The organism is Paenibacillus taichungensis (assembly GCF_013359905.1).
GTDB lineage: Bacteria > Bacillota > Bacilli > Paenibacillales > Paenibacillaceae > Paenibacillus > Paenibacillus taichungensis.
Window position 1 is genome coordinate 142,183 of the sequence record NZ_JABMCC010000112.1, and the last position, 23,842, is coordinate 166,024.

The 23,842-nt window shown below is 43.1% G+C and carries 21 protein-coding genes; 5 read left to right on the top strand and 16 right to left on the bottom strand.

The genetic code is table 11. The annotated features are described in order from the left end of the window. Positions 1 to 8 precede the first annotated feature (8 nt). The 4 genes from HP548_RS16705 to HP548_RS16720 form a co-directional block, all read right to left on the bottom strand. Entirely contained in the window at positions 9 to 284 is a 276-nt protein-coding gene (locus HP548_RS16705; RefSeq protein WP_076289228.1) for a barstar family protein, read from the bottom strand. Between the two features lie 15 nt (positions 285 to 299). Next, a complete protein-coding gene (locus HP548_RS16710) occupies positions 300 to 737 on the bottom strand; it encodes a ribonuclease (RefSeq protein ID WP_175382299.1) in 438 nt (145 codons plus the stop codon). Between the two features lie 160 nt (positions 738 to 897). Further along, positions 898 to 3,477, bottom strand: coding sequence for a glycosyl hydrolase (locus HP548_RS16715; protein ID WP_175382495.1), 2,580 nt, complete (start codon positions 3,475 to 3,477; stop codon positions 898 to 900). A 179-nt stretch (positions 3,478 to 3,656) separates the two neighbouring features. Beyond that, on the bottom strand, positions 3,657 to 4,394 hold the full coding sequence (locus HP548_RS16720) for an SDR family NAD(P)-dependent oxidoreductase (protein WP_072733222.1): 738 nt from the start codon (positions 4,392 to 4,394) through the stop codon (positions 3,657 to 3,659). A 177-nt stretch (positions 4,395 to 4,571) separates the two neighbouring features. Here HP548_RS16720 and HP548_RS16725 point away from each other — a divergent pair, with 177 nt between their 5' ends. Further along, entirely contained in the window at positions 4,572 to 5,183 is a 612-nt protein-coding gene (locus HP548_RS16725; protein WP_175382300.1) for a TetR/AcrR family transcriptional regulator, read from the top strand. 139 nt (positions 5,184 to 5,322) lie between these two features. Here the strand turns inward: HP548_RS16725 and HP548_RS33400 are convergent, their stop codons facing one another. Continuing rightward, entirely contained in the window at positions 5,323 to 5,451 is a 129-nt protein-coding gene (locus tag HP548_RS33400; RefSeq protein ID WP_246318097.1) for a DUF6254 family protein, read from the bottom strand. Between the two features lie 385 nt (positions 5,452 to 5,836). Here HP548_RS33400 and HP548_RS16730 point away from each other — a divergent pair, with 385 nt between their 5' ends. Continuing rightward, on the top strand, positions 5,837 to 6,457 hold the full coding sequence (locus HP548_RS16730) for a TetR/AcrR family transcriptional regulator (RefSeq protein ID WP_175382301.1): 621 nt from the start codon (positions 5,837 to 5,839) through the stop codon (positions 6,455 to 6,457). Between the two features lie 48 nt (positions 6,458 to 6,505). Continuing rightward, entirely contained in the window at positions 6,506 to 8,806 is a 2,301-nt protein-coding gene (locus HP548_RS16735; protein ID WP_175382302.1) for an MMPL family transporter, read from the top strand. 94 nt (positions 8,807 to 8,900) lie between these two features. Here HP548_RS16735 and HP548_RS16740 read toward each other — a convergent pair whose 3' ends face one another. The 8 genes from HP548_RS16740 to HP548_RS16775 form a co-directional block, all read right to left on the bottom strand. Next, entirely contained in the window at positions 8,901 to 10,172 is a 1,272-nt protein-coding gene (locus HP548_RS16740; protein ID WP_175382303.1) for an alpha-L-fucosidase, read from the bottom strand. A 42-nt stretch (positions 10,173 to 10,214) separates the two neighbouring features. Beyond that, positions 10,215 to 11,948, bottom strand: coding sequence for a DUF4091 domain-containing protein (locus HP548_RS16745; protein ID WP_175382496.1), 1,734 nt, complete (start codon positions 11,946 to 11,948; stop codon positions 10,215 to 10,217). Between the two features lie 91 nt (positions 11,949 to 12,039). Beyond that, a complete protein-coding gene (locus HP548_RS16750; RefSeq protein WP_175382304.1) occupies positions 12,040 to 13,731 on the bottom strand; it encodes an ABC transporter substrate-binding protein in 1,692 nt (563 codons plus the stop codon). Between the two features lie 108 nt (positions 13,732 to 13,839). Further along, entirely contained in the window at positions 13,840 to 14,739 is a 900-nt protein-coding gene (locus HP548_RS16755; RefSeq protein WP_175382305.1) for a carbohydrate ABC transporter permease, read from the bottom strand. Between the two features lie 29 nt (positions 14,740 to 14,768). Continuing rightward, positions 14,769 to 15,755: an ABC transporter permease gene (locus HP548_RS16760; protein WP_373561733.1), complete on the bottom strand. Its 987-nt coding sequence runs from the start codon at positions 15,753 to 15,755 to the stop codon at positions 14,769 to 14,771. A gap of 236 nt (positions 15,756 to 15,991) precedes the next feature. Beyond that, positions 15,992 to 18,214 carry a helix-turn-helix domain-containing protein gene (locus HP548_RS16765; protein ID WP_175382306.1) on the bottom strand — a complete coding sequence of 741 codons (2,223 nt, stop codon included), beginning with the start codon at positions 18,212 to 18,214 and terminating at the stop codon, positions 15,992 to 15,994. 255 nt (positions 18,215 to 18,469) lie between these two features. Continuing rightward, a complete protein-coding gene (locus tag HP548_RS16770) occupies positions 18,470 to 19,225 on the bottom strand; it encodes an SDR family NAD(P)-dependent oxidoreductase (protein ID WP_175382307.1) in 756 nt (251 codons plus the stop codon). Positions 19,226 to 19,537: 312 nt separating this feature from the next. Further along, positions 19,538 to 20,110 (bottom strand): TetR/AcrR family transcriptional regulator, encoded by a 573-nt coding sequence (locus tag HP548_RS16775; protein WP_175382497.1) that lies wholly within the window; start codon positions 20,108 to 20,110, stop codon positions 19,538 to 19,540. Positions 20,111 to 20,278: 168 nt separating this feature from the next. On the opposite strand from HP548_RS16775, the gene HP548_RS16780 reads away from it, so the two are divergent. Together HP548_RS16780 and HP548_RS16785 are read left to right on the top strand one after the other, a co-directional pair. Then, the gene (locus tag HP548_RS16780; RefSeq protein ID WP_076289215.1) at positions 20,279 to 20,725 is read left to right on the top strand and encodes a hypothetical protein; all 447 of its coding nucleotides are present in this window, start codon (positions 20,279 to 20,281) and stop codon (positions 20,723 to 20,725) included. 46 nt (positions 20,726 to 20,771) lie between these two features. After that, the gene (locus HP548_RS16785) at positions 20,772 to 21,224 is read left to right on the top strand and encodes a hypothetical protein (protein WP_175382308.1); all 453 of its coding nucleotides are present in this window, start codon (positions 20,772 to 20,774) and stop codon (positions 21,222 to 21,224) included. A 150-nt stretch (positions 21,225 to 21,374) separates the two neighbouring features. On the opposite strand, the gene HP548_RS16790 is transcribed toward HP548_RS16785, so the two are convergent. The 3 genes from HP548_RS16790 to HP548_RS16800 form a co-directional block, all read right to left on the bottom strand. Next, positions 21,375 to 21,740 (bottom strand): hypothetical protein, encoded by a 366-nt coding sequence (locus HP548_RS16790; RefSeq protein ID WP_175382309.1) that lies wholly within the window; start codon positions 21,738 to 21,740, stop codon positions 21,375 to 21,377. Positions 21,741 to 21,925: 185 nt separating this feature from the next. Continuing rightward, positions 21,926 to 22,855, bottom strand: a complete 930-nt coding sequence (rbsB, locus tag HP548_RS16795; RefSeq protein ID WP_175382310.1) for a ribose ABC transporter substrate-binding protein RbsB — start codon at positions 22,853 to 22,855, stop codon at positions 21,926 to 21,928. A gap of 14 nt (positions 22,856 to 22,869) precedes the next feature. After that, positions 22,870 to 23,841 (bottom strand): ABC transporter permease subunit, encoded by a 972-nt coding sequence (locus tag HP548_RS16800; protein WP_064637300.1) that lies wholly within the window; start codon positions 23,839 to 23,841, stop codon positions 22,870 to 22,872. Position 23,842: the final 1 nt, after the last annotated feature.

Sequence of the window (23,842 nt, forward strand, 5' to 3'; positions counted from 1 at the left end):
GCAGGAAATTATTTTATTAACTCCAGTGTAAATCCTTCCATTTCTTCTTCCGCTTCATGCATCAGGTCCAGCAATTGATCTGCATACTCTCCAAGAGACTTTCGGCTTGCATCGAAATCAATCCACTGAATGGTAAGTGGCATAGGGAGAAATCCAGTCAGGCAATCCCATAATGCGTCCAAATTCCGCCCATAGGTTTGACCTAATCCAAGACTGGATTGAAGGACGTCATGTAATCCTTCTTTTCCATGAATGTCCTTTCCATTGATGACTACTGTATTCATATGATCACCTTTTCCCTATTCAATTTTCTCAAACGTACGGTAATGATCCGTTGTTTTATAGATTAATCCATCATTGGAGTATAAAATCCGATCACTCCCCCGCGTTCCTCCCGAATAGTTAATATCTGCTTCGTACCAAGTTCTTCCCTTTTTCTTGGGCAACAGCCCTTCTCGATTTTGAAATACGTCACCGCCGATGCTTTTGCCTGGAGCCACTTTTTCCAAATTACCTTTACTAGGCTCCCATCCTAATTCTCTAGCTTCTTTCTTGGTTATATAATTTTCCGGAAGTTCATTATGCTCCGAAATATACTTGGCTACTTCATCAAATTGCGTTAGAGCTGCATTCTCTTGAGATGAGCCATTTAATGAAACCGTTTCGAGTGAGCAGCCTGTAAACAGGATGGTCGCCAGAATAAAAAGTAAAACACCTAACCATTTTTTTACAACCATTGATTTTGATCTCCTTCTGAAAAATTAGCATCATCCCTATCATAACATGTTCCTTTCGTATACTCCTCTTTATATTCGTTTCTCGCGGCAATCATCCATCCCAACAGAAAAAGGCTGGAACAGGGATATCCCCGCTCCAACCTTTATTATGATTGCATTCTTACGGCTCAATCCCCCACGCCAGTTGACCATTGATATACCCGGTAACCTGTTCATGGTTTGCGAACTGCGTACTGGACGCCTTAAACGAGTAATCGTTAGCCTGGTTGTAATTGGACCAGTTATTTTTGGAGAACCGTGCTTGAATTTCAGCGCTTTGTCCGGCATTAAGCGTTCCGGCAGAATTCGTAAAACCAACTTCCAAAACATAATCCGCTCCCGCAACCGGCGATGCCAATTTAACGAATTTGCTGGTTACATTTGCACTCCCGATACTGGCCCAGTCAGACCAGAAACTCTGCGCTTCTTCACCGTCAATTGTATAGTAATACCGGACCTTTACATCACTTAATTGAATCGCCGAATTACCGGTATTGACCACTTTGAATTTAGGTGAGATTCCGTTGGTGGACGCACTTGTATTACCGTTAAAAGCTTGGATTGTCAAAGCCCCAGAGGGTGCAGTAACACTGCTGTCCACCACGTTGATTGTAAGAACAGCGTTATCTCCTCCGTTAAAATGAAACGTTATCGTATTTTGGCTTAGCGGCAGCGTGGAAAGGTAAGATTTGCGCAGAACGATGGCAGCGCTTGATGCCGTATAATCCTGACCCGATACAAGTGTATAATTTCCATTCGTTATGCTTGTAAGCTGTTTTCCGTTTAAGGTAAGGGTCAAGGAAACATCCTGCGCTAGATTCGCTGCTTTATCAAAAGCTGTATTCACGGGCGAAATTACAGCACTTGTGCTAGGTGTTGAATCAACAATTATAACTTTTAATACAGGATCTTGCCCTTGATTAAAATCAAAAACGATGGAATGTTCGCCAACTGACAGTCCGGCCAAAAATTCTTTTTTCAGCAGCAACGTACTTCCGCTTAACGTGTAATCCTGATTTGCAGTCAATGCAGAGGTACCTATCCGTAGACCGGTTAACGTATTACCGTTAAAGTTCACGGTAATGGCCTTGTCGCTTGGATTGGGCGTGTGTTTGTCAAACTCAACGGTTGTAGGTGTGAGAGACGCGTTTGATGTTGGATTGTTAACCTTCAAATTAGGCAGTTCATCCAGCGTAATGACATAATCACTTTGATAAAGCGTTTTCAGAGTTGCCGGATAATTAAAGGCTGAACTCATGAGATGCTCTCCATACCACGGGCAGAAGTAGAGCCATCCCGATTTTTCCTCTGTCAGATTCTGTACACTTGGGACGGTATCGTTCTCCGTCATGGCCACCATTTTCTTGCCGTCCGTTAGATCAACCAGTTGATAAAAGATCGAGGTAATGGCATCCTCATTTGGTACGCCGGACAAACCGTCATTCCGGTTGTAGATTGTATTGTATTTATCATAACCGACAATATCTACCTGATCGTCACCAGGGTACCATGCAGGAGAAGTGTTATACACGTAACTATTGTAAGTCCAAATCAAGTTGTGCAAACCGTATGTTTCTGTAAGTTCAGTGTAGAGCATATCCCACAGTTGTTTGTACACATCTGCACCTGCGGAAGCCCACCAGAACCAGGCGCCTTCCCCATTCAACCCACCATTGCCCTCCGCCTCATGATAAGGACGGAAAAGAACGGGCACATTGTTATCTTGCAGAATCAGCAATTGTTCCGCCAGATCATCAATCGTACTCATTACGTATTGATATTCCTTCGTACCAGGAATTACGGCGTTGGCTGTATTAAAATTGGTTTCTGTTGGTTTGTAAGTAGCCTCTTTCCAATCCACATGATCCCCAAGCTGGTAGGTCGTGAAATTTCGGGGCACATTGATATGCCAGGAAGCTGTCGCAATTCCTTCCCGGTTATTCACCCAATCGATCATACGATCGGTTGTACCGTCTTCCCATCCGTAGAGCGGATTATAGTTCATAAAATCAAATCCACGGATAGCCGGATACTTTCCGGTTAAATTATGAATCCAATCAAACTCCAACTCCGTATCGCCATCGTTTCCACCACCGTATATCTCCTGTTGACCTGAGATAATATGATTGCCATAAACCTCCGTTAAATAATTCATCAGAAGTTGTGTTTCCGGTGTGGCTTGAGAATCAGTAAGGACAGGCTGAACATCCAGGGGATCAAGATTGGCATAGTCCACAGTGAAGGTGTCGAAATAAGCGAAGCCCCAACCAGCCTTCAATTGAATCGTGTTGCTTCCCTGATTCAGCTTCTGATAACCAAAATTGAAATCAGACCATGTTGTTGTGTATGGCAGCATATATGAGCCCTTGGTAACACCATTAACGGATAGATATTGAAGTCGGCCGTCAGCACTTAGCTCCTGCATGTATCGAGTGGAAATTGCATACATGCCTGTTTCGGGGACAGTTACAGTGAAGGTTATCGTGCCGGAATTTTGCATCCAGACAAATCCACTTCCAGAAAATCCAGGCTTGGGTTGTCCGTAAATTTCTGTCGTCACTTGAAGATCGGAGGAAAGTAAAGCGTTTTCGCTTTCGATCGTGAAAAGTGGTGAATCTGCGTGAACGGGTACTGTCATCAATCCAAGAAGCAGAGTTAATGCCAGCATTAATACGCCTGTCTTTTTGAGCAAAATCTTCATCATCATCTTCCTTCCCATTTTAAAATATGATAAAGAATGATCCCTCTGTTTACTCATGATGGCGCTTTCATTGTAAACATAGCATATGTATTAATTTTTGCAAATATCTGGACGAAAAAAAGCCGCAATCTGCGGCTTTCAATATGTTCATCCATTCATTTTCTGAAAATTTAATCCTCTTATTGGGCGGTGTATCCTCCATCAACGATCAGGCTATTTCCTGTCATATAGGATGAATCGTCGCTAGCTAGGAACAGTACGGCTTTGGCCATTTCATCCGCTTGACCGAGCCGCTTCATTGGTGTTGCCGAAGAAAGAGCCTGTTTGCTCTCTTCTGGAATAATCGGTGTATCGATGAAGCCTGGGCAAAGTGCGTTCACCCGAATATTTTTCTCAGCATACTCCAGCGCGAGCGAACGAGTCAGATTCACAACGCCACCTTTTGCTGCATTGTAGGCTGCAGAACCAGGTGAACCAACCCATCCGTACATGGAAGCCGTGTTGACGATAGTCCCACCGCCAATTTTGAGCATTTCTCGGATCGCTTCACGTGCGACCAAGAATACGCCATCCAGATCTACATTCACCGTATTGCGCCATTCAGCATATTCAAGCTCATGCGAAGGATGAACACGTCCGATTCCTGCATTGTTAAATACGATATCCACTTTACCGAAAACCTCTACGGTTTTTTTGAAAATCTCAGCAACCTCTTGTTCACTCGTAATGTTTGCTTTAAAAAACAGAGCATCAGCTTTAAGCGCTTTCAGTTCTTGCTCAAACGCCTGACCTTTTTCTTCATTCAGGTCCACCAAGACCACTTTGGCTCCTTCTGAAACGAATAAGCGTGCTGTCGCTGCGCCGATTCCGGATGCCCCTCCCGTAATAACTGCCACTTTGTCTTGAAGTTTGCCCATGATTAAATCCTCCAGTATACTATTTTGAATAGCACCTATTCGCATAAGTGCTATATGACGTTTACAAATATAATTGTATGCTTAAAATTGTAACAATCCAATCATTAAGATATGATGATATGTCTACTACATAGACACTTGGTGAAACAATGTCTATTTTTATAGGAGTTTTTATGTATGAATGATGAACAAATTTTGAAATCTCAACAGCGCAATCGAACAGAAGAACATCTTAAAAGCGCTCTGATCCAGCTCATTAAGAAAAAAGGTTATCATGCCATCTCTGTCAAAGACATCGTCGATCAGGCAGGTTATAATCGCAGTACTTTTTACTTACACTACCAAGATAAATTCGTGATCGCCGAAGAATTGTTGAATACGAAGCTCGAAGGTCTGAGACTCGCCGTAGGCAAGCCATATTCGCATGGTCAAAAGGTCTACACCAACAAGCTTAATTTTGAATCCTTTCAAATCATCGATTATATCTATGAAAATCGAGACTTCTTCGAATTGATTCGATATGATGACACCTTACCAGGACTACATACAGGTTTTCCTCAGACAATCCTGAAAATCTATGAGGAGCAGTTTATCTTCGAGACGATCAACGATTCCCCTGTTAACATGGAGTATTTTAAGTACTATACGGCTTACGGCTTTTTTGGAATATTGAACAATTGGATATTAAGCAATTTTCGCGAATCACGTGATATGTTTATCAAGAACGTGATCGAACTATCCAAAACACATATTCATTCTTTTCATTATGTGGGGGACAATTTGGAATGATTATACCGATGAACTTTTAAATTTCAGGGGATCTGGAAAAAATAACACAAAAATAGCCGCTAAATTAGCGACTTTACAGGGTAATATGTGCGGCAGTTGTGGTGACGACTGCCCGCAAATTTCACAGGCAGTCATTCATTTAAATCGTAGTATGTTTCTCATCATATTCGCTTGATAATTGTTTAAGCGATTTGATTTTGCCATGAGGATGCTGTTCTTCCTTTCGTGACTTCCAAGCAGCTTCCTGCCTTTTCTTCTGGCGAGCCATAAAAGATCTCCTCCTCTGGAAAATTAGAGTTATACTACTTCTTTATGATGTCATTTATGGATTATTTTCATTCAAGATCAGCAAATGATTTATTGTTAGTTATAACAACAGATTAGTTAAATTTCATTTAGAGACAAAGACGGGGAATCTTATCCTCCATTCTTTGTCTTTTTTCTCTTTTTCTTATGGAATTTATTAGGTGGTTAATTTCTCAATCAATCCTATCAATAAATTTGCCTCTTGAGTAAATTTGCACAATGGGCAAATTAAAGTTATGATAATTTCGAGTAAATGCTAAGGAGTTGAGTGAATACCAAATGAAAACAATCTACTATCGAGAGAGTTATTTTCTCCAGAAGCATGCATGTGGAGGTGTACGCATCTGATGGCCAAGCAAACCCTGCGACATCTAAAAAAAGAAGCCACTGAAAAAGCGCTAGCGACTACAGCATTTGAACTAGCACTTGAACATGGGTTAGACGGTTTTGTTGTCGAAGATATCGTGCAAAAAGCCGGTTATTCCAGAAGAACTTTCGCAAACTACTTCACTTGCAAGGAAGAAGCAGTAGCCATGGGAGCTACTTCAGTTAATAACACTAGTGAGTTTGAACAATTGCTCACCAGAATTCCATCAGATGCCTCCTTACTTGACGTTCTGTATCAACTTATCCAGATGCAACTTACAACAGATCTTATTGGAAGGTTGCGTGAACTTCTGTTGCTTTCCCAAAAATATCCTGTTCTCGAACCGCATTTCCTTGGAGTAGTACATCAAATGCAGACGACTGCTCAAGAGACATTATTAGACTTATCAAACGGGAAAAATGACGAGGTATATACTTATCTACTTATAAACGCAGTCTACGGAACCATTCTTCCATTAATTGACGGAAGACTTAATGTGCTGTTACCAGGACAAAACATAAGTGACCCCCAAAGAACAGGGGCTGTATTGTTCGATGAGTTTTTAGAAAACATGTTTGTTCATTTGCGCAAAGGATTCTAATACAGTAGCAATCCATATTCACCATAGAGGGAGTGTAAAAATAAAGATATGTCTACATTATTATATAGAGTGGGGAAAACCGCTTTTCGCAAACCGGGGTACTTTATACTCGGATGGATTTTAATTTTAGGAATTGTCGTCTCGATGATCAGTGTGAATGGTGTGCATATCAGTTCCGAAATGAAGATTGAAGGCACAGAATCTCAAAAAGTTCTGGACCAGTTAGCTAAAGAATTACCTGCGGCCTCAGGCGGTCAAGGGAGTGTTGTGTTTGAAGCACCTCCAAACGAGCGTCTAGATACGCCAGAACGATTGGCAGCGATCACAAAGGGTGTTAATGATGTTTACGGGATAAAAGATGTGATTAACCCAGCTGATTATGCTGCTGAAGCCAGCGGCGCAACTGCTGAGATGGCTCAAGCTGCCAGTACGGATCAGTCTGCAACAGTGGCTGCTCCCTCCTATGGTCCTCTGATGGTGGATGGTGTTCCAGTGCCTGGTGTCCTTCTGTCTCCAGACGGCAGAATTGCTTTATTCCAATTCCAGTTTACCATTGAGCAGTCTGCTATCACGCAGGATGTTTTTGACTCCGTTATAGATTCCGTCATGACTGTTGAGAAAGGAACCCATATTACGGTCCTCCCAGGCGAAACACTAAAAACCGTATCCATCGGTGTAGGATCCGCCGAAATCGTTGGACTTGTTATTGCCGCGATTGTTTTGCTGGCCACACTTGGATCCGTTGTAGCGGCAGGACTGCCTCTTGTAACTGCACTTCTTGGTGTCGGCATCGGAGTGGGCGGAGCATTCTCCATTTCGAAATTCATTGAAATGCCTAGTGTCACTTCGGTTTTGGCTCTTATGGTTGGACTAGCAGTTGGAATCGATTACGCTCTATTCATTGTAAATCGTCAACGCCGAATGATTATCGATCAACGTCTGAGTGCACAAGAAGCTGCTGCCAGAGCTATTGGTACATCGGGCAGTGCTGTATTTTTTGCAGGTTTGACGGTTATCGTAGCTCTATGCGGTATGCTAGTAATCGGTCTTACGTTTTTATCAACGATGGCATTGGTAGCTGCTGCAACCGTACTCATCAACGTATTTGTTGCCTTAACCCTTTTACCAGCGCTGCTCGGGTTGGTGGGTGAGCGTATCTGTTCGCCTAAAGCTCGTGAGAAAAGCGCTAAGTCTAACAAAGCGGGTGGTCGTGGCGTAGCTGACAAATGGGTTAAATTCGTTATCAAATATCGCTGGGCCACAATTGTCGCCATCATCGTACTTCTTGGTGTCGCAGCAATTCCGATTACGAAAATGGAGATGGGCATTCCTGGAGCTTCCTCAGCGAATCTGGACACGGCTGCAAGACAAAGTTATGATGCAATATCCGAAGGATTTGGAGAAGGCTTTAACGGACCACTTATTCTGGTCGCTGAGCCCAAGGATTCTTCAACGCCGGTCTCTCCAGAACTCTTAGGCAATCTTGTGAAAGAACTTCAAAGTCAAAAGAATGTTGCTCAGGTTTCACCTTTAGGCATGACTGAGGATATGGCTATTTTTAGTCTGATTCCTGAAACTGGCCCTAACGATAAAACAACCAAAAATCTGGTAAATGATTTACGTTCTTCTGAGTCGAGTATTGCACAGACGTATGACGTTAAACTTGGAGTTACCGGATTCACTGCCGTAAATATTGATATGTCGACTAAGCTGGCAGAGGTATTCCCTATATATGTAGGAATTATTATTCTGTTGTCCCTTATCATTCTACTCTTGGTATTCCGTTCAATTATCGTACCAATCAAAGCAACCATCGGCTTTCTTCTTAGTATTCTTGCTACGTTCGGGATCACGACAGCTGTGTTTCAGTGGGGCTGGCTCCACTCTCTCTTCGGCTTCGATACAGGTGGTCCGCTGCTAAGTTTTATGCCGATCATTGTTACGGGTATCCTTTATGGACTTGCAATGGATTATCAGGTTTTCCTTGTCAGCTCCATGCGGGAATCGTATGTTCATGGTCATCGTGGGACTGAATCCGTCGTTCACGGTTACAAACAGGTGAGTCGTGTCGTAGTAGGAGCCGCTGTAATTATGGTTTCTGTTTTTGCAGGGTTTATTTTCACGGATGATGTCATGATCAAACAAATTGGTTTTACATTAGCTGTAGGAATCTTGATCGATGCTTTCATTATTCGAATGGGATTGGTCCCAGCCATCATGGCTATTTTCGGTAATAAAGCGTGGGCGCTTCCGAAATGGCTCGACCGTATTCTGCCCAACCTTGATGTCGAAGGCGAGAAACTGATTGCTTCACTCAATGCAAAAGATAACGAACATCACAAGTCTTGATACAGCATAATATTTTGATTTGAATTCATTTGGATGGAAAATAAGAAACAGCGACCACGTCCGGTTGCTGTTTCTTATTTTTTGTCATATTGCTTTAGCTTAATGGACTTGGAGTCCCGCTCCCAACATGATGGAAGGTTAGTTCCTGAAGTGCTGCCCCTTGGTCACTTTCGGTGATTTCAACAATAACACCGCGGATTTTGATCGCAGGGATACGAATAATCGCCTTATGACCTATATGCTGCCCTTCATAAATGGTCACAGGTCGTCTTGACTTTTGAGTAATGATGTCAATCTTGAAGCTTCGTATATTTTCACCAGCTGTAAGATCCTCTTGGATGATAACGTGGTCGAGCAACTGGGGCACCTCTGTCTCGTAAACCCACGATTTTTCAATTCTTCTGCATTGTTCGATTGTTGCAAATGGATGTTCGAAACGGCGAATTTCCGATCCGAATTCCAACAGTCTCTCTACGTCTTTCTGTGGAAGCAGACCGTTGCGATCCGGTCCAATATTCAGGAGCAGGTTTGCACCACGGCCAACGGAATGATAATAAATGCCCATAAGTTCTTCCGTACTTTTCAGGGTAAGTTCATTGCTATCGTTATAAAACCAATCTCCCCTAATTTGGACGTCACATTCCGCTGGCAGCCATAGGTGTTCAACCAATTGCTCTTTCTTTTCTGTCAAAATTGAAAACTCCGTTGATTCCACTTCATTCCAGCATGGAATAGGTGCAATACCATCCTCGTTCCCAACCCATCGAAAGTCGGGGTCACCCATATTAAAAATTAAAATATGAGGCTGCAAGCGGCGAATTTCATCAATAATACGTTCCCAATCATATGAATGTCCCTCAGAGCCACAACCGTCAAACCATAGAATATCGATGTCACCATATTGCGTGAGCAACTCTGTGATTTGATTGACGAAATAATCGTCGTAGGCCTTCGCATCTTGGGTGTAATAATCAGCTGAACCATCATACGGTGAATAGTACAAGCCGGGTTTCATATCATATTTGCGGCAAGCATCAACAAATTCGCGTACGACATCCCCTTGCCCATACTTCCACTGAGAAGCCGCCACACTAAATCGACTATAGTCGGAAGGCCAATTGGAAAAGCCGTCATGGTGCTTCGCAGTTAACACAGCATAGTTCATTCCGGCTTCTTTGGCCGACCGGATCCACTGCTCACAGTCTAAGTCAACAGGATTGAAAGCAGCCGGATCCATCTGCCTTTCATCGAAATCGACATATCCTTCATAAAAAGTGCGAAGTCCGAAATGAAGAAACAATCCAAACTCCCATTTTTGAAAAGCAAGTTGTTTGGCTGATGGCGTTAATTTTTGAACAAGATTCATATGATCACACCTTTCTCATCCCATTGTTTAAAATACCGCTGTTCATTCTGTTTGTCCGTTCTCAATCTCATATAATCGATCGTAGTCCTCGATATTAAAACTGTATAACTGCATGGCCGTTTTGCCAGAGGAGGGTGCAAGGTCTCTCGGATGATCGAATCGAAATACTCGCTGGAGAATCTTTTCAACCTGCTCTTCCTGTCCATTCTGCTTTGCTATCTGCATATATTCGTAATCGCGGATGCCTCGCTGCAGCCACTTATAACGCAGTGAAAGCAGCGGTTTGCCCCTTTTTCCCGGGTAAACGAAATTCGTATCCCCAGCCTTCCATATCATAGGACGATAGGAAAGCCTCTCCAGTGGCTTGTCGGGCCACACGGTATAATTCCACCGTAGAAAGCCATCCAATTTCAGCTTTTCTGCGAGCCAAGGGATCACCCGAGACTCAATCGACGGCGAACTGAGGAACGTATTGGGTTTATCTGGCGAGCAGCAAACGTAAAACGTAAATGTCCCCTTCACGTCCTTTCTTAATTGCTCTAGCTGTTCAAATTCCTCTGCAGCACAGTCAAGGACAGGCACATAATCAACGATTCCTTCGATATGTTTACGAATAAACTCGGTATGATTGATTGCTGCTTTATAGCGGAATGATGGCGCCATCTCGCGTAAGCATGCTAAACTTTCCTCAAATAAGCTGATATCAGCCGGTTCATCCGCAACAACGCGAACGCGGTCCATCCACTTTTTCGAGATAAAATGCTGCTCTAATGCCACAATATAAGCACTAAGATCTGATTTATTTCGGATAAACATATAGCTCCCGGTTTCTTCATCATAATAGCGGACGCGAATGGCATCGGGATAATCATCCACAACTCCCCCGAACCCTTCATCCTCATGCTTCCAAATATTGATCAAGCCGAATACTTCTATTTCTTTGCATATTCCGTGCTTCTCTCCTATCTCAACATACCGATCCAAGTTCGTAAAATCATAGTCAAATCGACCGTCGCTCCGTCTCACGATTTGAACGATACTATATTCATTCAAGTCGGATGGCTCAGCATCGATAAATGATCGTTGTCCGCTCCATGGCTCCTCTGAAACAACAAGCGTCAAAGCCTTTTGTCCGAGCTGAGACAAGCTGTGAAGATACGAATCAAGAAGCATGAAATGTTCATCGGACCAATAGGAAACATCATATTTTCTTGCAATATTACAGTTATGCTGCCACAAGTCCAAAACGAACGTATAATTTTGAGGCTCTGGCAGCACTTGTTCACTGATCGTTAAACGAAACGTCAGTTCTTTCTCCAAAACCTCATCCTCAAACATCGTATGCGTGTAGAATTTCAGCTTGCCTTCATATTGACCGCTTACAACGGAATCATCGGCATGAAGCTCCACCCACAAAGGTTGGATCTGACGCTTCCTAAGCCATTGATAGGGTTCATCCAGCAGAACATCTGAAGTCATAACACGATTATCGTCCTCTATCAACCCGATAAGCTGAAGATCGATCTTGCAGGGAGCATCCGTTTCCACCTCGCAGCGCACGATTTTGATCGGCCCGCCCTTCCATAACAATGCATCCCGATTAATCGTAACGAGCATATCCTCTTGATCTGAGCTGACCAATGCCTGAAAGGCGGCGCTGTCATTTTTACAGCAGCGAAGTTCCAAGTGTTTCACCTGCGTGTCTTCACGTCCCTGATTCCACCAATTGGACGACCACATATACTTATAGAACATGTTTTGCAAACCACAGTTCATTTCAATCTGCACCTCCGAGTCTAATCTGAAATCCTTCAGGTCCTCCTCCAGTTCAGACTTGAAGGTAGAATTATTTAGGGGATATTTCGAATTATTTCGTATCAATTGCCTTCTGGTAAATTTCTATATACTGACCAAGCTGCAGACCATCCAGACCTTTTACATAAGAATCCCATTCTTTCTCAATGTCCTTGCTGCCCGTAATGAACTGAGCCATGTTCGACTTGACGTAATCTCGGATTGATGTTTTCAGTTGAGCGGCAACCTGAGTGTCTTCCAATGCTATGAATACGCTGGACGGATAATTCTCCTTCGATTGGAACGGCTCATATTTGGCTGATTCACGCTTCAGACGAACCTCGTACGCGCCTTCAGCAAGCGGATCCTGCAGAGCTGCCCATGAGTCACGATACTGGTATGTGCGGAGCGACGGTCCAAGCTGATCCCAGCGATCGTTATACGTAATTTTGGTTTCACCATCAGAAATAATTGCATAAGTTGCCGGTTTGCCGTCCATACCCAGCTCGCCTTCCTCCGCTTTGCGCCATCCTTCGCCTTCCGGACCGCGCTCTTGATTCACAATGGCTTCTTCTGTATATAAGTAGTCGGCCAAACGGATTGCGGCGATTTTCTGTTCATCGGTCGCTTTGTTCGTAATAGCCATCTGCGACACACTTACTCCCGCAAAGTATCCTGCTTGCTGCACACCGTTCGGTCCTTTGAGGGGAGGTACAGTGACATACTCTTTATGACGTGGGTGTTTGTCATCTGGGCTGTGGGCGTAACTGATTAAAGCAGTGGTAATGCTGCCAATCACATTTGCGTCTTGACGGTTGCCCAACTGCTGGATGGCATCGGAGTTTTGTGTGAATGATGCTGGATCGATCAGGCCTTCCGTATAGAGCTTTTTCAGGTACAATAACCCCTGCTTCCATTCTTCCTTATTGGCAACGAAATCCACTTTGCCGTCCTTTACCTGGAGAAAAGTCCCGTTGTCTTTGTCCAGCTGATCGTCGATGATGAACGAATTCATCAAAAAGGAAGCGACGTTCCCTGCCCACATGTCGTCAGCGCCGGTAAGCGGGATTTCGTCTTTTATCCCATTACCGTTCGGATCATTTTCTTTAAAAGCTTTTAGCACTTCATAAAACTCGTCCGTTGTTGACGGCATTTTCAACCCAAGCTTATCCAGCCAAGACTGATTGATCCATAGCTTCTGTGCATAGTTGCAGTGATAGCACTCGTTCACTTGCGGAAGTGCATAAATGTTGCCGTCCGGTGAAGTGATAGAACTTTCAAGGTACGGCAGTTCAGCCATTGCTTTTTTGAAGTTAGGCGCATATTTATCAATCAAGTCGTTCAGTGGAATAAACACACCCTCTTTGCCATACTTCATCTGCTCTTCTTTGGTTAAGCTCCCATGCAAAATGACTTCAGGATAATCACCGCTTGCCAGCATCAATTGTTTGCGGTCGTTTAGCGCTTTTTCTGGTACGAGATCCCATTTTATATGAATATTCGTCTTGTCTTGGAGGTATTTCGTGAATGTATTGGTTTCCATATTCTCTATGACGGCGTACTGTGGAGCAAACATTTTGATCGTCATGGGCGTTTTGACAATCGGATATTCTCCAACGGGCGTAAACACGTCGCTTGCTTCCGGTGCACTAGCAGAAGATGTATTCGTAGTTGTGCTCGAATCCCCGCTACAGGCGCTCAAGACGAATGATAAACAGAGTGCAGCCCCGAGGACGCAAGAGAATGACTTTTTCCATGTTTTCATAGTTATGACCCCTCCCATTTATCGAACATAAATTTCAATTACAGAAGCATTCTATCTGGTCTTCAACCCCTCACCTCCTTAAATGCTGGTTGAGCTACCTGCCCGTCACTATCCTTTTAATGAACCAATCATGACACCTTTAACAAAGTGCTTCTGCACGAACGGATAAATGATCAGAACAGGTGCGCTTGCGACAACGATAAGCGAATATTTAAGCAAGTCTTTTAATCCTTGCTGCGCCAACATCTGATCAACATTGGTCACCATGGTCGGATCGATCGAGTTCAAAATAAGAATATTACGCAACACGATCTGTAACGGGAACAAATCTGGAGATTTCAGGAAAATCAATGCATCGAAGTAAGCGTTCCAGTGGCCCACAGCATACATCAGCGTCAGCACAGCCAAAATGGGCTTGGAGAGCGGAATTACCATACTGGTAATGAACCGTATGTCACTACAGCCATCGAGTTCGGCAGCTTCCGCAATTTCCTCGGGAATCGTGGTCTGAAAAAAGGTCCGAGCAACAATCACTTGAAACACCGCCATGGCTCCTGGCAAAATCATCGCCCAACGTGTATCGAGGATATGAAGGTTTTTTACTACGAGATATAAGGGGATAAGCCCTCCTTCGAACATCATCGTTATGACTAGAATGACCATGATGAAATTACGGCCGTAGAACGTTTTTCTGGCGAGCGGATAAGCAAGCATAACCGTTAAAGCAACGTTAACTGCTGTACCTATGACAGTATAATAGAGCGAGTTCAAGTAACCGCAGATGATTTGTGGATTTCGAAACACCGCTTTATAACCTTCCAGCGTAAAGTCGACGGGCAACAGCCACACCTTGCCGGATACGACGGCTTGCGGTGAGCTAAACGATGATGAAATGATAAAGATGAGCGGAAAAAGGACGACAATCGTCACCACGATCAAAAAAGTATAGACACCGACTAGAAACAAACGGTCACCATACGATTCCCGAATCCTTGACGCTTTGAACATATTTGTTCCTCCTTTCTGCTGATTTGCTGTTACCATAAACTTGAATTGGATAACTTCTTGGCAATGTAGTTAACACTCACAAGAAGAATCAGATTGATGATCGAGTTGAAGAAACCGATTGCAGTCGAAAAGCTGAAGCTGGAGCTGAGCAGCCCTACCTTGTACACATAGGTAGAAATGACCTCTGAGGTGCTGATGTTTAGTGGATTTTGCATCAAATATACTTTTTCGAATCCAACCTTCATGAAATTCCCTAAATTCAATATGAGCAGAATGACGGATACTGGAATAAGGCTCGGTAAGTCAATATTGATTATTTTCTGCATCCGGGACGCACCATCCACTTTTGCCGATTCATACAGTTCAGGGTTGACTCCTGCCAAAGCTGCAATGTAGATAATGGCACCATAACCTGAAAATTGCCATACATCCGACCAGACATAAATCGATTTGAACAAGCTGGGAATTCCCATGAAATTTGTATTTTCAATCCCGAGTAGTTGTGTGAACTTGCTAATAATCCCTACACTTGGCGACAAAGTTACGATGAGAATGGAGACCATGATAACCGTTGAAATAAAGTAAGGCGCGTAGGTGATCATTTGTACACTGCTTTTGAAAAAACCGTTACGAATTTCATTTAATGCAAGTGCCAATAGAATCGGAGCAGGAAAACCAACAAGCAAACCGTACATATTAATGCCAAGCGTGTTCTTCAAATACAGCCAAAAGTTTGGTGATTCAAAAAATTGTTCGAAATATTTCAATCCGACCCATGGGCTACCCCAAATACCTTGGATGACGTTGTACTCTTTGAAAGCAATAACAACGCCAGTCATAGGTATATACTTGAAAATGACCAAATACAGCAACGGCAGAAATACGACCAAGTATAACTGCCAGTGACGCTTCATTTTTTTCCCAATGAAGCGTAATGATGATTTGCTGTCAGGCAATACAGGTCCATGTGGCTGGCCTTGCATTGAAGTTTCGGGTTTCCTGATTCTCTTTTGCATGCTTGACATATGCTCCTTCTCCTTTCGTTCGATCTAATTGTTTGCGCTTACATTCTACATAGTAAAGTAAGATAACGAGGTGCAGCAAGAAACAATAATCGTTAACTTAACCGTCTTCGCATGGCATGAAAATGCGCAGCAGCTCCGGTGTTTAGCCGGAGCTGCTGCATTGAAATACATTATGAAAATGCTGGGTAAGCAGGCGTAGCAAACCATTTTCAACCAGTTAACCAAATTCAACCGATCTGTCTGCGCGCTGCTTCTTCGCGGAATTCGCTTGGGGAGTAACCTACCACTTTCTTAAACACACGGCTGAATGAGATCGCGCTTGTATAACCTACCTTCTCAGCTACCTCCTGCATGGAAACTTGTGTTTCCGTGAGCAAGCGCTTTGCGGCCTGCAGGCGGATGTCAATCAAGAAGTCGACGAATTTCTGTCCGGTCTCTTCCCTGAACAGCTTGCTTACATATTTTCCATTAATGTTAAAGATTGAACTGAGATATTCAAGCGACATGTTCGGATTGGCATACTCCTCTTCGATCATTTTCCGCATATCTCGAATGGTAGCTGCATGCAGACGCCTGTTTTGCGCTCCCTTCAAATCTGTGTAAAAGCTGTTCAACACGGTCAAAGATTCTTCCCGCATTTGCTCGAGTGAATGGCACTCATCTATGATCTTACTGAGCCTCGGTAACCCGTCTCGCATCCATATTTCTTGGACCTCTTTTGTCATCCCGGAGATTTCCAGTCCCAAGTAGTAAATTAAATAATTCATCAGATTTGTAATTTCATCTTTCGTTAACAACCCTAGCTTCATTTCATTCATGAGCTTATCGTATTTCGTCTTCCATTCGTCCTCAAGAAGTCTGAACGACTGGATGATGGATCGAATTACATTTAATTGTGAGAACACCTCAACCTGACCGTGATTTGCGATGTGGTCGCTAGTAATGAGCCTGTTTTCTCCTAACACTATTTTATATTTAAGCGCCCTGAGTGCCTCTTTATAAGAATTTGCGACGCTTGAAAGCTCTGTAACCTGCTCACCGATACCTACCGTTACCGTAAACTTCAGATTTTCTTGCACCCACATACGAACGCTCTCGAAAAGTTTGTGTGTTATGGAAGTACCTGCTTCCTCTTCGCTGTCCACAAATACCATGACGCTTAGCTGAAATGGCGAAGTCCACTCGGACCAAAGCACGAGCCCATATTTTGGAGCAAGCTCCTGAATAACACTGCGTAGCGCGAATTTAAGAAGATTTTGGTCTCTGCGGGAGTATTGGCAGCAAAAATCACTGTATTTATCCATTTCGATCACAAGTACGACTTGTTTATTAAACGAGTATGGAAGCTGAAGACTGTTTGTTTCTCCTATCCATTCCTCATGGGTTAAACCCATGTCACCTTCAATGAGTTGGTGGAACAAGTACCTTTTTCGCAGATGCCGATCTTCATCGTGCTTTTGCTGATACTGATTCGATTGCTCAATAATATTGGACAAGGCCGATTCGATGAAGGAAAATTCATCTCCCAATTCCTTGGACAAAGGGAGACGGTAACCGCGGATTCGCGCCACAATCTGTTCCAGCGGTCTTGAATTGCGTCTGGTAACATAGATCAGCCATACAAAACCACCCCCGATCGTCACGATACCGATGATAAACCAGACATTATATAATGAAGAGATCACGTGGAACAATTTTCCGTTTATAAGTCCGCTTTGGTAGGACCATCCGGTATAGCTCGATACATAATTGGAGAAAATCTTTGATTGTTCTTCAGAATGCAAGTCACTAAACAAATCATTTCCCGCGGCGTCCCGAATACCGATAAAGCTTGTTTTTGAATCGTATAGGTCAGCAATACTGTTCTGCAACGAATCAGTTGCCACATTGACGACGATCATGCCTTTCTTGCCTGTAATAAATGGCGCTCCCCGTACCAAACTAACGACAGGCTTACTCCCTTTTGTAGAAAACTGCTCGAAGCTTCTTATGCCCGACCATTGCTTTGGTGCGAGCGGATCCATGGCCTTTTTAATAAATGGCTCGTCCCTGTAGTTGCTAAGTTGATCACTTGTCGCATTACTGAGCACGAAATTGTCTTCGTAACGCACAAAATAGATCGAATCAATCATGGGGTAATAGGATATCATATCCTGCATCTTTTTAACTGCGCTTATGTTGATGAAAATGTTATTCTTCTCTTCATTATTGAAGAAATCAATCAACTGCTTATTATTTATGGTTTCCGACATTATCATATTGTCTATCGCCTTCAGGGAAGTATCGATCAGACGCATCGCCTGTAATGATAGCATTTTGTTGGCGTTAAGTGCCTCCTTACGGCTTTGTTCGCTTAATATCTGAAAAAAAACAAAAAACGTAAACGTGATCACGACAATAAAAATCGGCATATAAGAAAACAGCAATCGATTAAATAACGTTTTCCTCATATCCAGCCCCCAATTTTTTTTAAAACGGAATGATATATATTTACACATTGTACACGCTTACATCTGAAGACGTCCATACAAACGGTAAGACCACCCCTCAACAATATGTAGACGAATTGCCTCTTTTTTAGACGTACAAAAAAACACCCCCTAGAATTTCATCGGCTAAACCCATGGGTTTTCCAATGTCCATTCTAAGGGGTGGTGCACTTCACTCAACAGTAGAGTCATTCTCTTAATTGTTTTATCAATATATTAATGCAATGCGCCTATGATTGGATAGATTGGGCTTCTCAGATTGAAATTGTAGTTCAGGTCTACAATCCCTACGACTTCGTTACTATCATATAGATCTAACATAAAGCCTGCCATTTCTTTGGCGGTGTGGTATTTAGACATGTTTGCTTTGTAATCAAAATCTTCTGTATCTAATGATTTATTCACGAATTCCGTTTCCGTTATAGCTGGAGCTAGCACTTTTGCTTTTAGTTTTGCATCTTTTATTTCAAGTTCTTTGGCAAGCCCTTCTGTGAAGGCACTAACGTAGAATTTCGTTGCCGAATACGCAACACTTCCAACAGCAATGGCATATCCAAGTGCGGATGCAACATTAATTAACTGAGTTCCCTCTATGTCTGCATAATCTCGCACATACAGTGTGGAAAGGATCGTTAGGGACTCAATGTTCACACGCAGCATGGTTTCAACTTTCTCCAGATTCTGTTCTGCTACAAAAGAACCTTCACCAAGCCCCGCATTGTTAATCCAAGTCTCGATTTGGTATTCCTTCAGCGTGTTATAAAGTGTATATGCCTGAGCAGTATCCGATAGATCACTAGTTTGAACAATAACATGTACTGTAGCGTCAATATTCTGAATTGCTAATTTGAGTTCTTGTAATTTGTCCAATCTTCTTGCGACCAAAATTAAGTTTTTGCCTCGTGCAGCAAACGCCAATGCTGTCTCATATCCAATCCCTGAACTTGCACCTGTAATAACTGTATATTTCATTCTATTCTCTCCTTATCAACATGTATTTTAGTATAAGTAAGCTATTAAAATAATTTTAGAACGATCGTTCTTGATATTGCAAAAAAAACAGTTAGATCTAACTTGCTATTTAGAATAGCATTTCTAGAACGAACAGTAAAGAATTATTTTCTGACTGCTATATAATGATGTTGGGACAGGGAACTATGAGTTATGCCAGACATGCGATACAAGTTCTTTATAACGTTAACAGGACAAGAACCTGTATCACTAAAACAAATCAGCCTTCATGGACACAACTCCCACTTTGCCATCCAACCTGTAACTCCACTTTTAATCTAAAACGGATAATGTCATATCCATAATATTTGTTAATTTTTGCTGATCCGTAGTGGTCTTAACCAACGTACGTATCCCCACCCATGCATTCATCAAATAATGTGAAATAACTTCAGGGTCAACGTCAGCCTTGATTTCACCCTTTTGCTGGCCTTCTAGAACAAGATTTCTTAAGAATTCCTCTGTTCGCAAATAACTTTCATTAACTAGCGATGCAACTTCAGGATCCAATACGCCCAATTCCACGCCTGAGTTTACAAGAAAACAGCCTATAGGTTGTCCTTCATTTCTTATAGTTGACTCAAACAATACCCTAATAATCTCTTTGATTGGTTTTTGGGTATCCATTAGAAAACTCATTTTGTTGGTCTGCTTCGATTCATATCGTTGAAGAGCTTTCATAAACAGAGCATGCTTATCCCCAAAGGTATCATAGATACTTCTTCGATGAATGCCCATATATTCAACCAAATCCTGCATCGAAGTTTTCTCATATCCTTGGGCCCAGAACAGTTGTATTGCTTTATCTAATACTTCATTAACTTCAAATTCTTTGGATCTTGCCATCTTCATCACCTCGAATAATCATTATACATTGAAGCCCCCGATTGGGAAACTTACATGGTTCCAGAAGCTATAAGGTTAGTTCCACGAAAAAATCCTTACCAATTAGCTGATAACTCTTTGAAACTAGCTACATAAGATATAACAAAATAATAGATTGGAGGAATTGTTATGGTTCGTACGCTTGACGCTCGTACTTCACTTGGGTCTAACGGTGTTGCTCCGTTTAATGTTCCACTTACTCCAAATACGCCTACTTTGGTGGGTATCCTTGGTCTGAACATTGTCAATCCAGGAACAGTTATTCGCACTCAGTTTAACGGAACCTATCGGATTTCGGTAGCAAATTTGTCCTCACAACCTTCTTCCGTTCGATTTGAAATTTTCAGAGGTTCGACCTATACAGGCACGCCGATTTATGTCGTTTCCCAGCCTATATTCCCTTCTGTGGGAAGCATACTGGCAAGCTTCGATGGTTCTGATTTCAATGTGCCTCCTCCTCCTACCGGGCAGCTTATCTATTCTTGTTTTGTGACATTTGTTCCGGCATCCCCATCAGAGCAAGCCAGCCGCGTTGGTCCAGAATGCTTCAATGCGGTTTCATACAGCGACGATTAACTCATGGCTAACAGGACTCTATGAAAATATGAAAGGAGGAAATTTCATGGTTAAAACGTTAGATGCACGGACTTCCCAAGGCTCCAATGGCCAGCAAATTTTAACTCCCAGCTTCATGAATGGTGTCCCGCTATTGTTTGCCCAGGTTGGATTGCAAATCAGTAACCCGGGTATGTCGATTCGGACTTTTTTTTCGGGGATCGTCGAAATTACAGCAAGTCAGTTGCCAGTTAACGGAAATCTTGTTATCGAAGTATACCGAGGATTAGGCGGTTCGCAACAGCTTGTATATCGGGCCAATACAACTGTATTGGCCAACCCATTTTTCAGTCCTTGCATTTTAAGCTTTAGCGGTTCGGAGTACAATGTCCCAGCCCCAGGCAATGGGCAGCTTGTCTACTCAGCGTACGCTACATTCTCCTATAACCCCATTTATAATGTGAATAACGTACGTTTGGGGCCTGAAAGTTTCAATACAACTGTTTATTCTGATGATTGAGTCAATATGTTTGAAGCATATGAACAAAAATTAAACCATCTCAATAATTGAGATGGTTTTTTTGGGATCTTACTAAACCTTATTTACACGAACTATTGATGTTTCTTGAAGAAGTGCAAGTATGGCAAACACAATTTTTGTCCCAGCAATTTATTTTTCCACAACGTCATCCATGGCCTGAACAGCCAGTTCAAATGCTTTAATTCTTCTTCTTAAAAGCGTTTTTTGAGGGCTGCCCATTTTTGACTTAGTATAACTGTTCTCAAGGGACGGGAATAAACCGATCAGAACATTGCGAGCTTCTGCCAACTCTTCCTTGGTGTACTGATGAGCTTTTTGATTCCAGACCGTTTCCAGCATAGCCAAACCGATGTATAAGGCGTTGAGTCGTTTCTTTAATAAAGTAGTGTTATTCCCTTTCTGAGTCAAATTAGTCAAAGCGTTTTCGGATTTGCGTATGGTCGAATGGAAAGCTTGGATGGATTGCAATTTGTCTTCCTCTGATACATTTTCCATGCAGCGCAACCTCTCCTTTTCTCATGCATAAAACTAATTTACATGCCCCGCGAGATGTGATCAATAATATAACGATTAAAAACTACCGCAGTCTTCAATGTCAACTATCGTCTCCAGTGTAGCAGTTGGATAAATTAAAAATCCCGCCCTGGACATTTTGTCCAGAACGGGACGTACTTGTTGAATTAATCGTTTGCGTTTTCCTTGGTCACCAGCTTCAATTCAGCCGGAATTGATTTCTCTACCTGCTTGCCGCTCAGCACATCCAGAGCAGCTTGCACCGCCAGCTGGCCAATCAATACTGGCTGCTGAGCGACTGTTGCTGTCAACTTTCCATCCTTAATGGATTTGATTGCATCATCGTTTCCGTCAAATCCAATCACGGGAATGTCTTTACCAGAACTTTGAATTGCTTCAATCGCGCCAAGCGCCATCTCGTCGTTATGGGCAAATACCGCCTGTACGTCAGGATTACCCTGCAGCAGATTCTCCATTACATTCAAACCTTTGGAGCGATCGAAATCCGCTGACTGCTTCGCAACCACATTCAGTTTTTGGTCAGCAATCTCGTGGAAACCTTTCCCCCGCTCTCTTGTTGCGGAAGCTCCGGGTACACCCTCAAGTTCAATCACTTTTGCTCCCTCGCCTAGCTGTTTCACGAAATATTCCGCCGCCATTTGTCCACCTTTAACGTTATCGGATGCGACTAATGCTGCCACGTCGCCTTTGTCTGCGGAACGGTCCAATGTAATCACTGGAATACCCACGCTATTGGCCGATTGAACAGCCGTAGAGATTGCAGCGGAATCCGCAGGATTAATCAGAAGGGCATCCACGCCCTGTTGAATCAGGTCGTCCACATCATTGGTTTGTTTGGCTGAATCATTTTGAGCATCCACAACAATGACCTGAATGCCTTGTTTTTTGGCTTCTGCAACTACCCCATCTTTGAGGGAAACAAAGAAGGGATTATTCAACGTGGAAACTGACAGTCCAATTTTTTTCTGTCCATTGCTACCGGCAGAGTCGGGCTTAGCCCAACCCGGAGGCTCCAGAGAGCATCCTGCCAGAACGATCATCATTACGCTTACAAGCAATATGGTTAGTTTTTTCATGTTTGCTTCTCTCCTTAAGCCGTTTTCTTGCGGTCCAACAGGACAGCGATGGCAATAACGACGCCTTTTACAACCATTTGATAAAACGAGTTCACTCCGAGCAGGTTCAAACCATTGTTCAGTACGCCGATAATCAGGACCCCAATCAGTGTGCCGACGATCCGTCCTCTACCACCTGATAGGCTTGTTCCACCCAGAACAACAGCTGCAATGGCGTCCAGTTCATATGAAGTACCTGCTGTTGGCTGCGCGGAATTCAGACGGGAGGTCAGAATCGCGCCTGCCAGCGCTGACAGCATACCTACCAGAGAGTAAATCATGATTTTCACGCGATGCACTTTAATACCTGAGATAATGGACGCTTTCTCATTGCCACCAAGCGCATACGTTTTACGGCCGAAAGAAGTTTTGTGCAAAATCGTCCACAGAATTACGAAAGTAATGAGCATTGTAATTGCTGGGACCGGTATGCCTAGCATATAACCACGACCGAACAGTTGGAACAGCAAGCTATCGCCCAATCCCGTAATTGGATTACCATTTGTATATACCAGCGTCAATCCCCGGAACACCGTCATCGTTGCCAATGTAGCAATAAACGGAGCCATCTTACCCTTCGTAATCATCAACCCGTTCACCATACCCATGACACCGCCGAGTGCAACTCCAATAATGATCGACAAAATCGGATCCAGGCCAGACAGCATCATATTGGCTACAAAGGCACTAGATAAAGCCAGAATGGATCCCACCGACAAGTCGATACCGCCTGTCAGAATGACAAATGTCATGCCAAAAGCAATCAGCGCGTTAATCGAAACCTGACGCAATAGATTCAAGATGTTAAGCGGTTCCAAAAAGCTTGGATTCAACACCGATACGATGATAATTAAGATGATCAGTCCGAGCAATGGACCTAATTTCTGTGTCACATTTGTCAAACGGAAACCGCTCTTGGCGGATTGGTTTTCCTGCAAAGTTGTCATA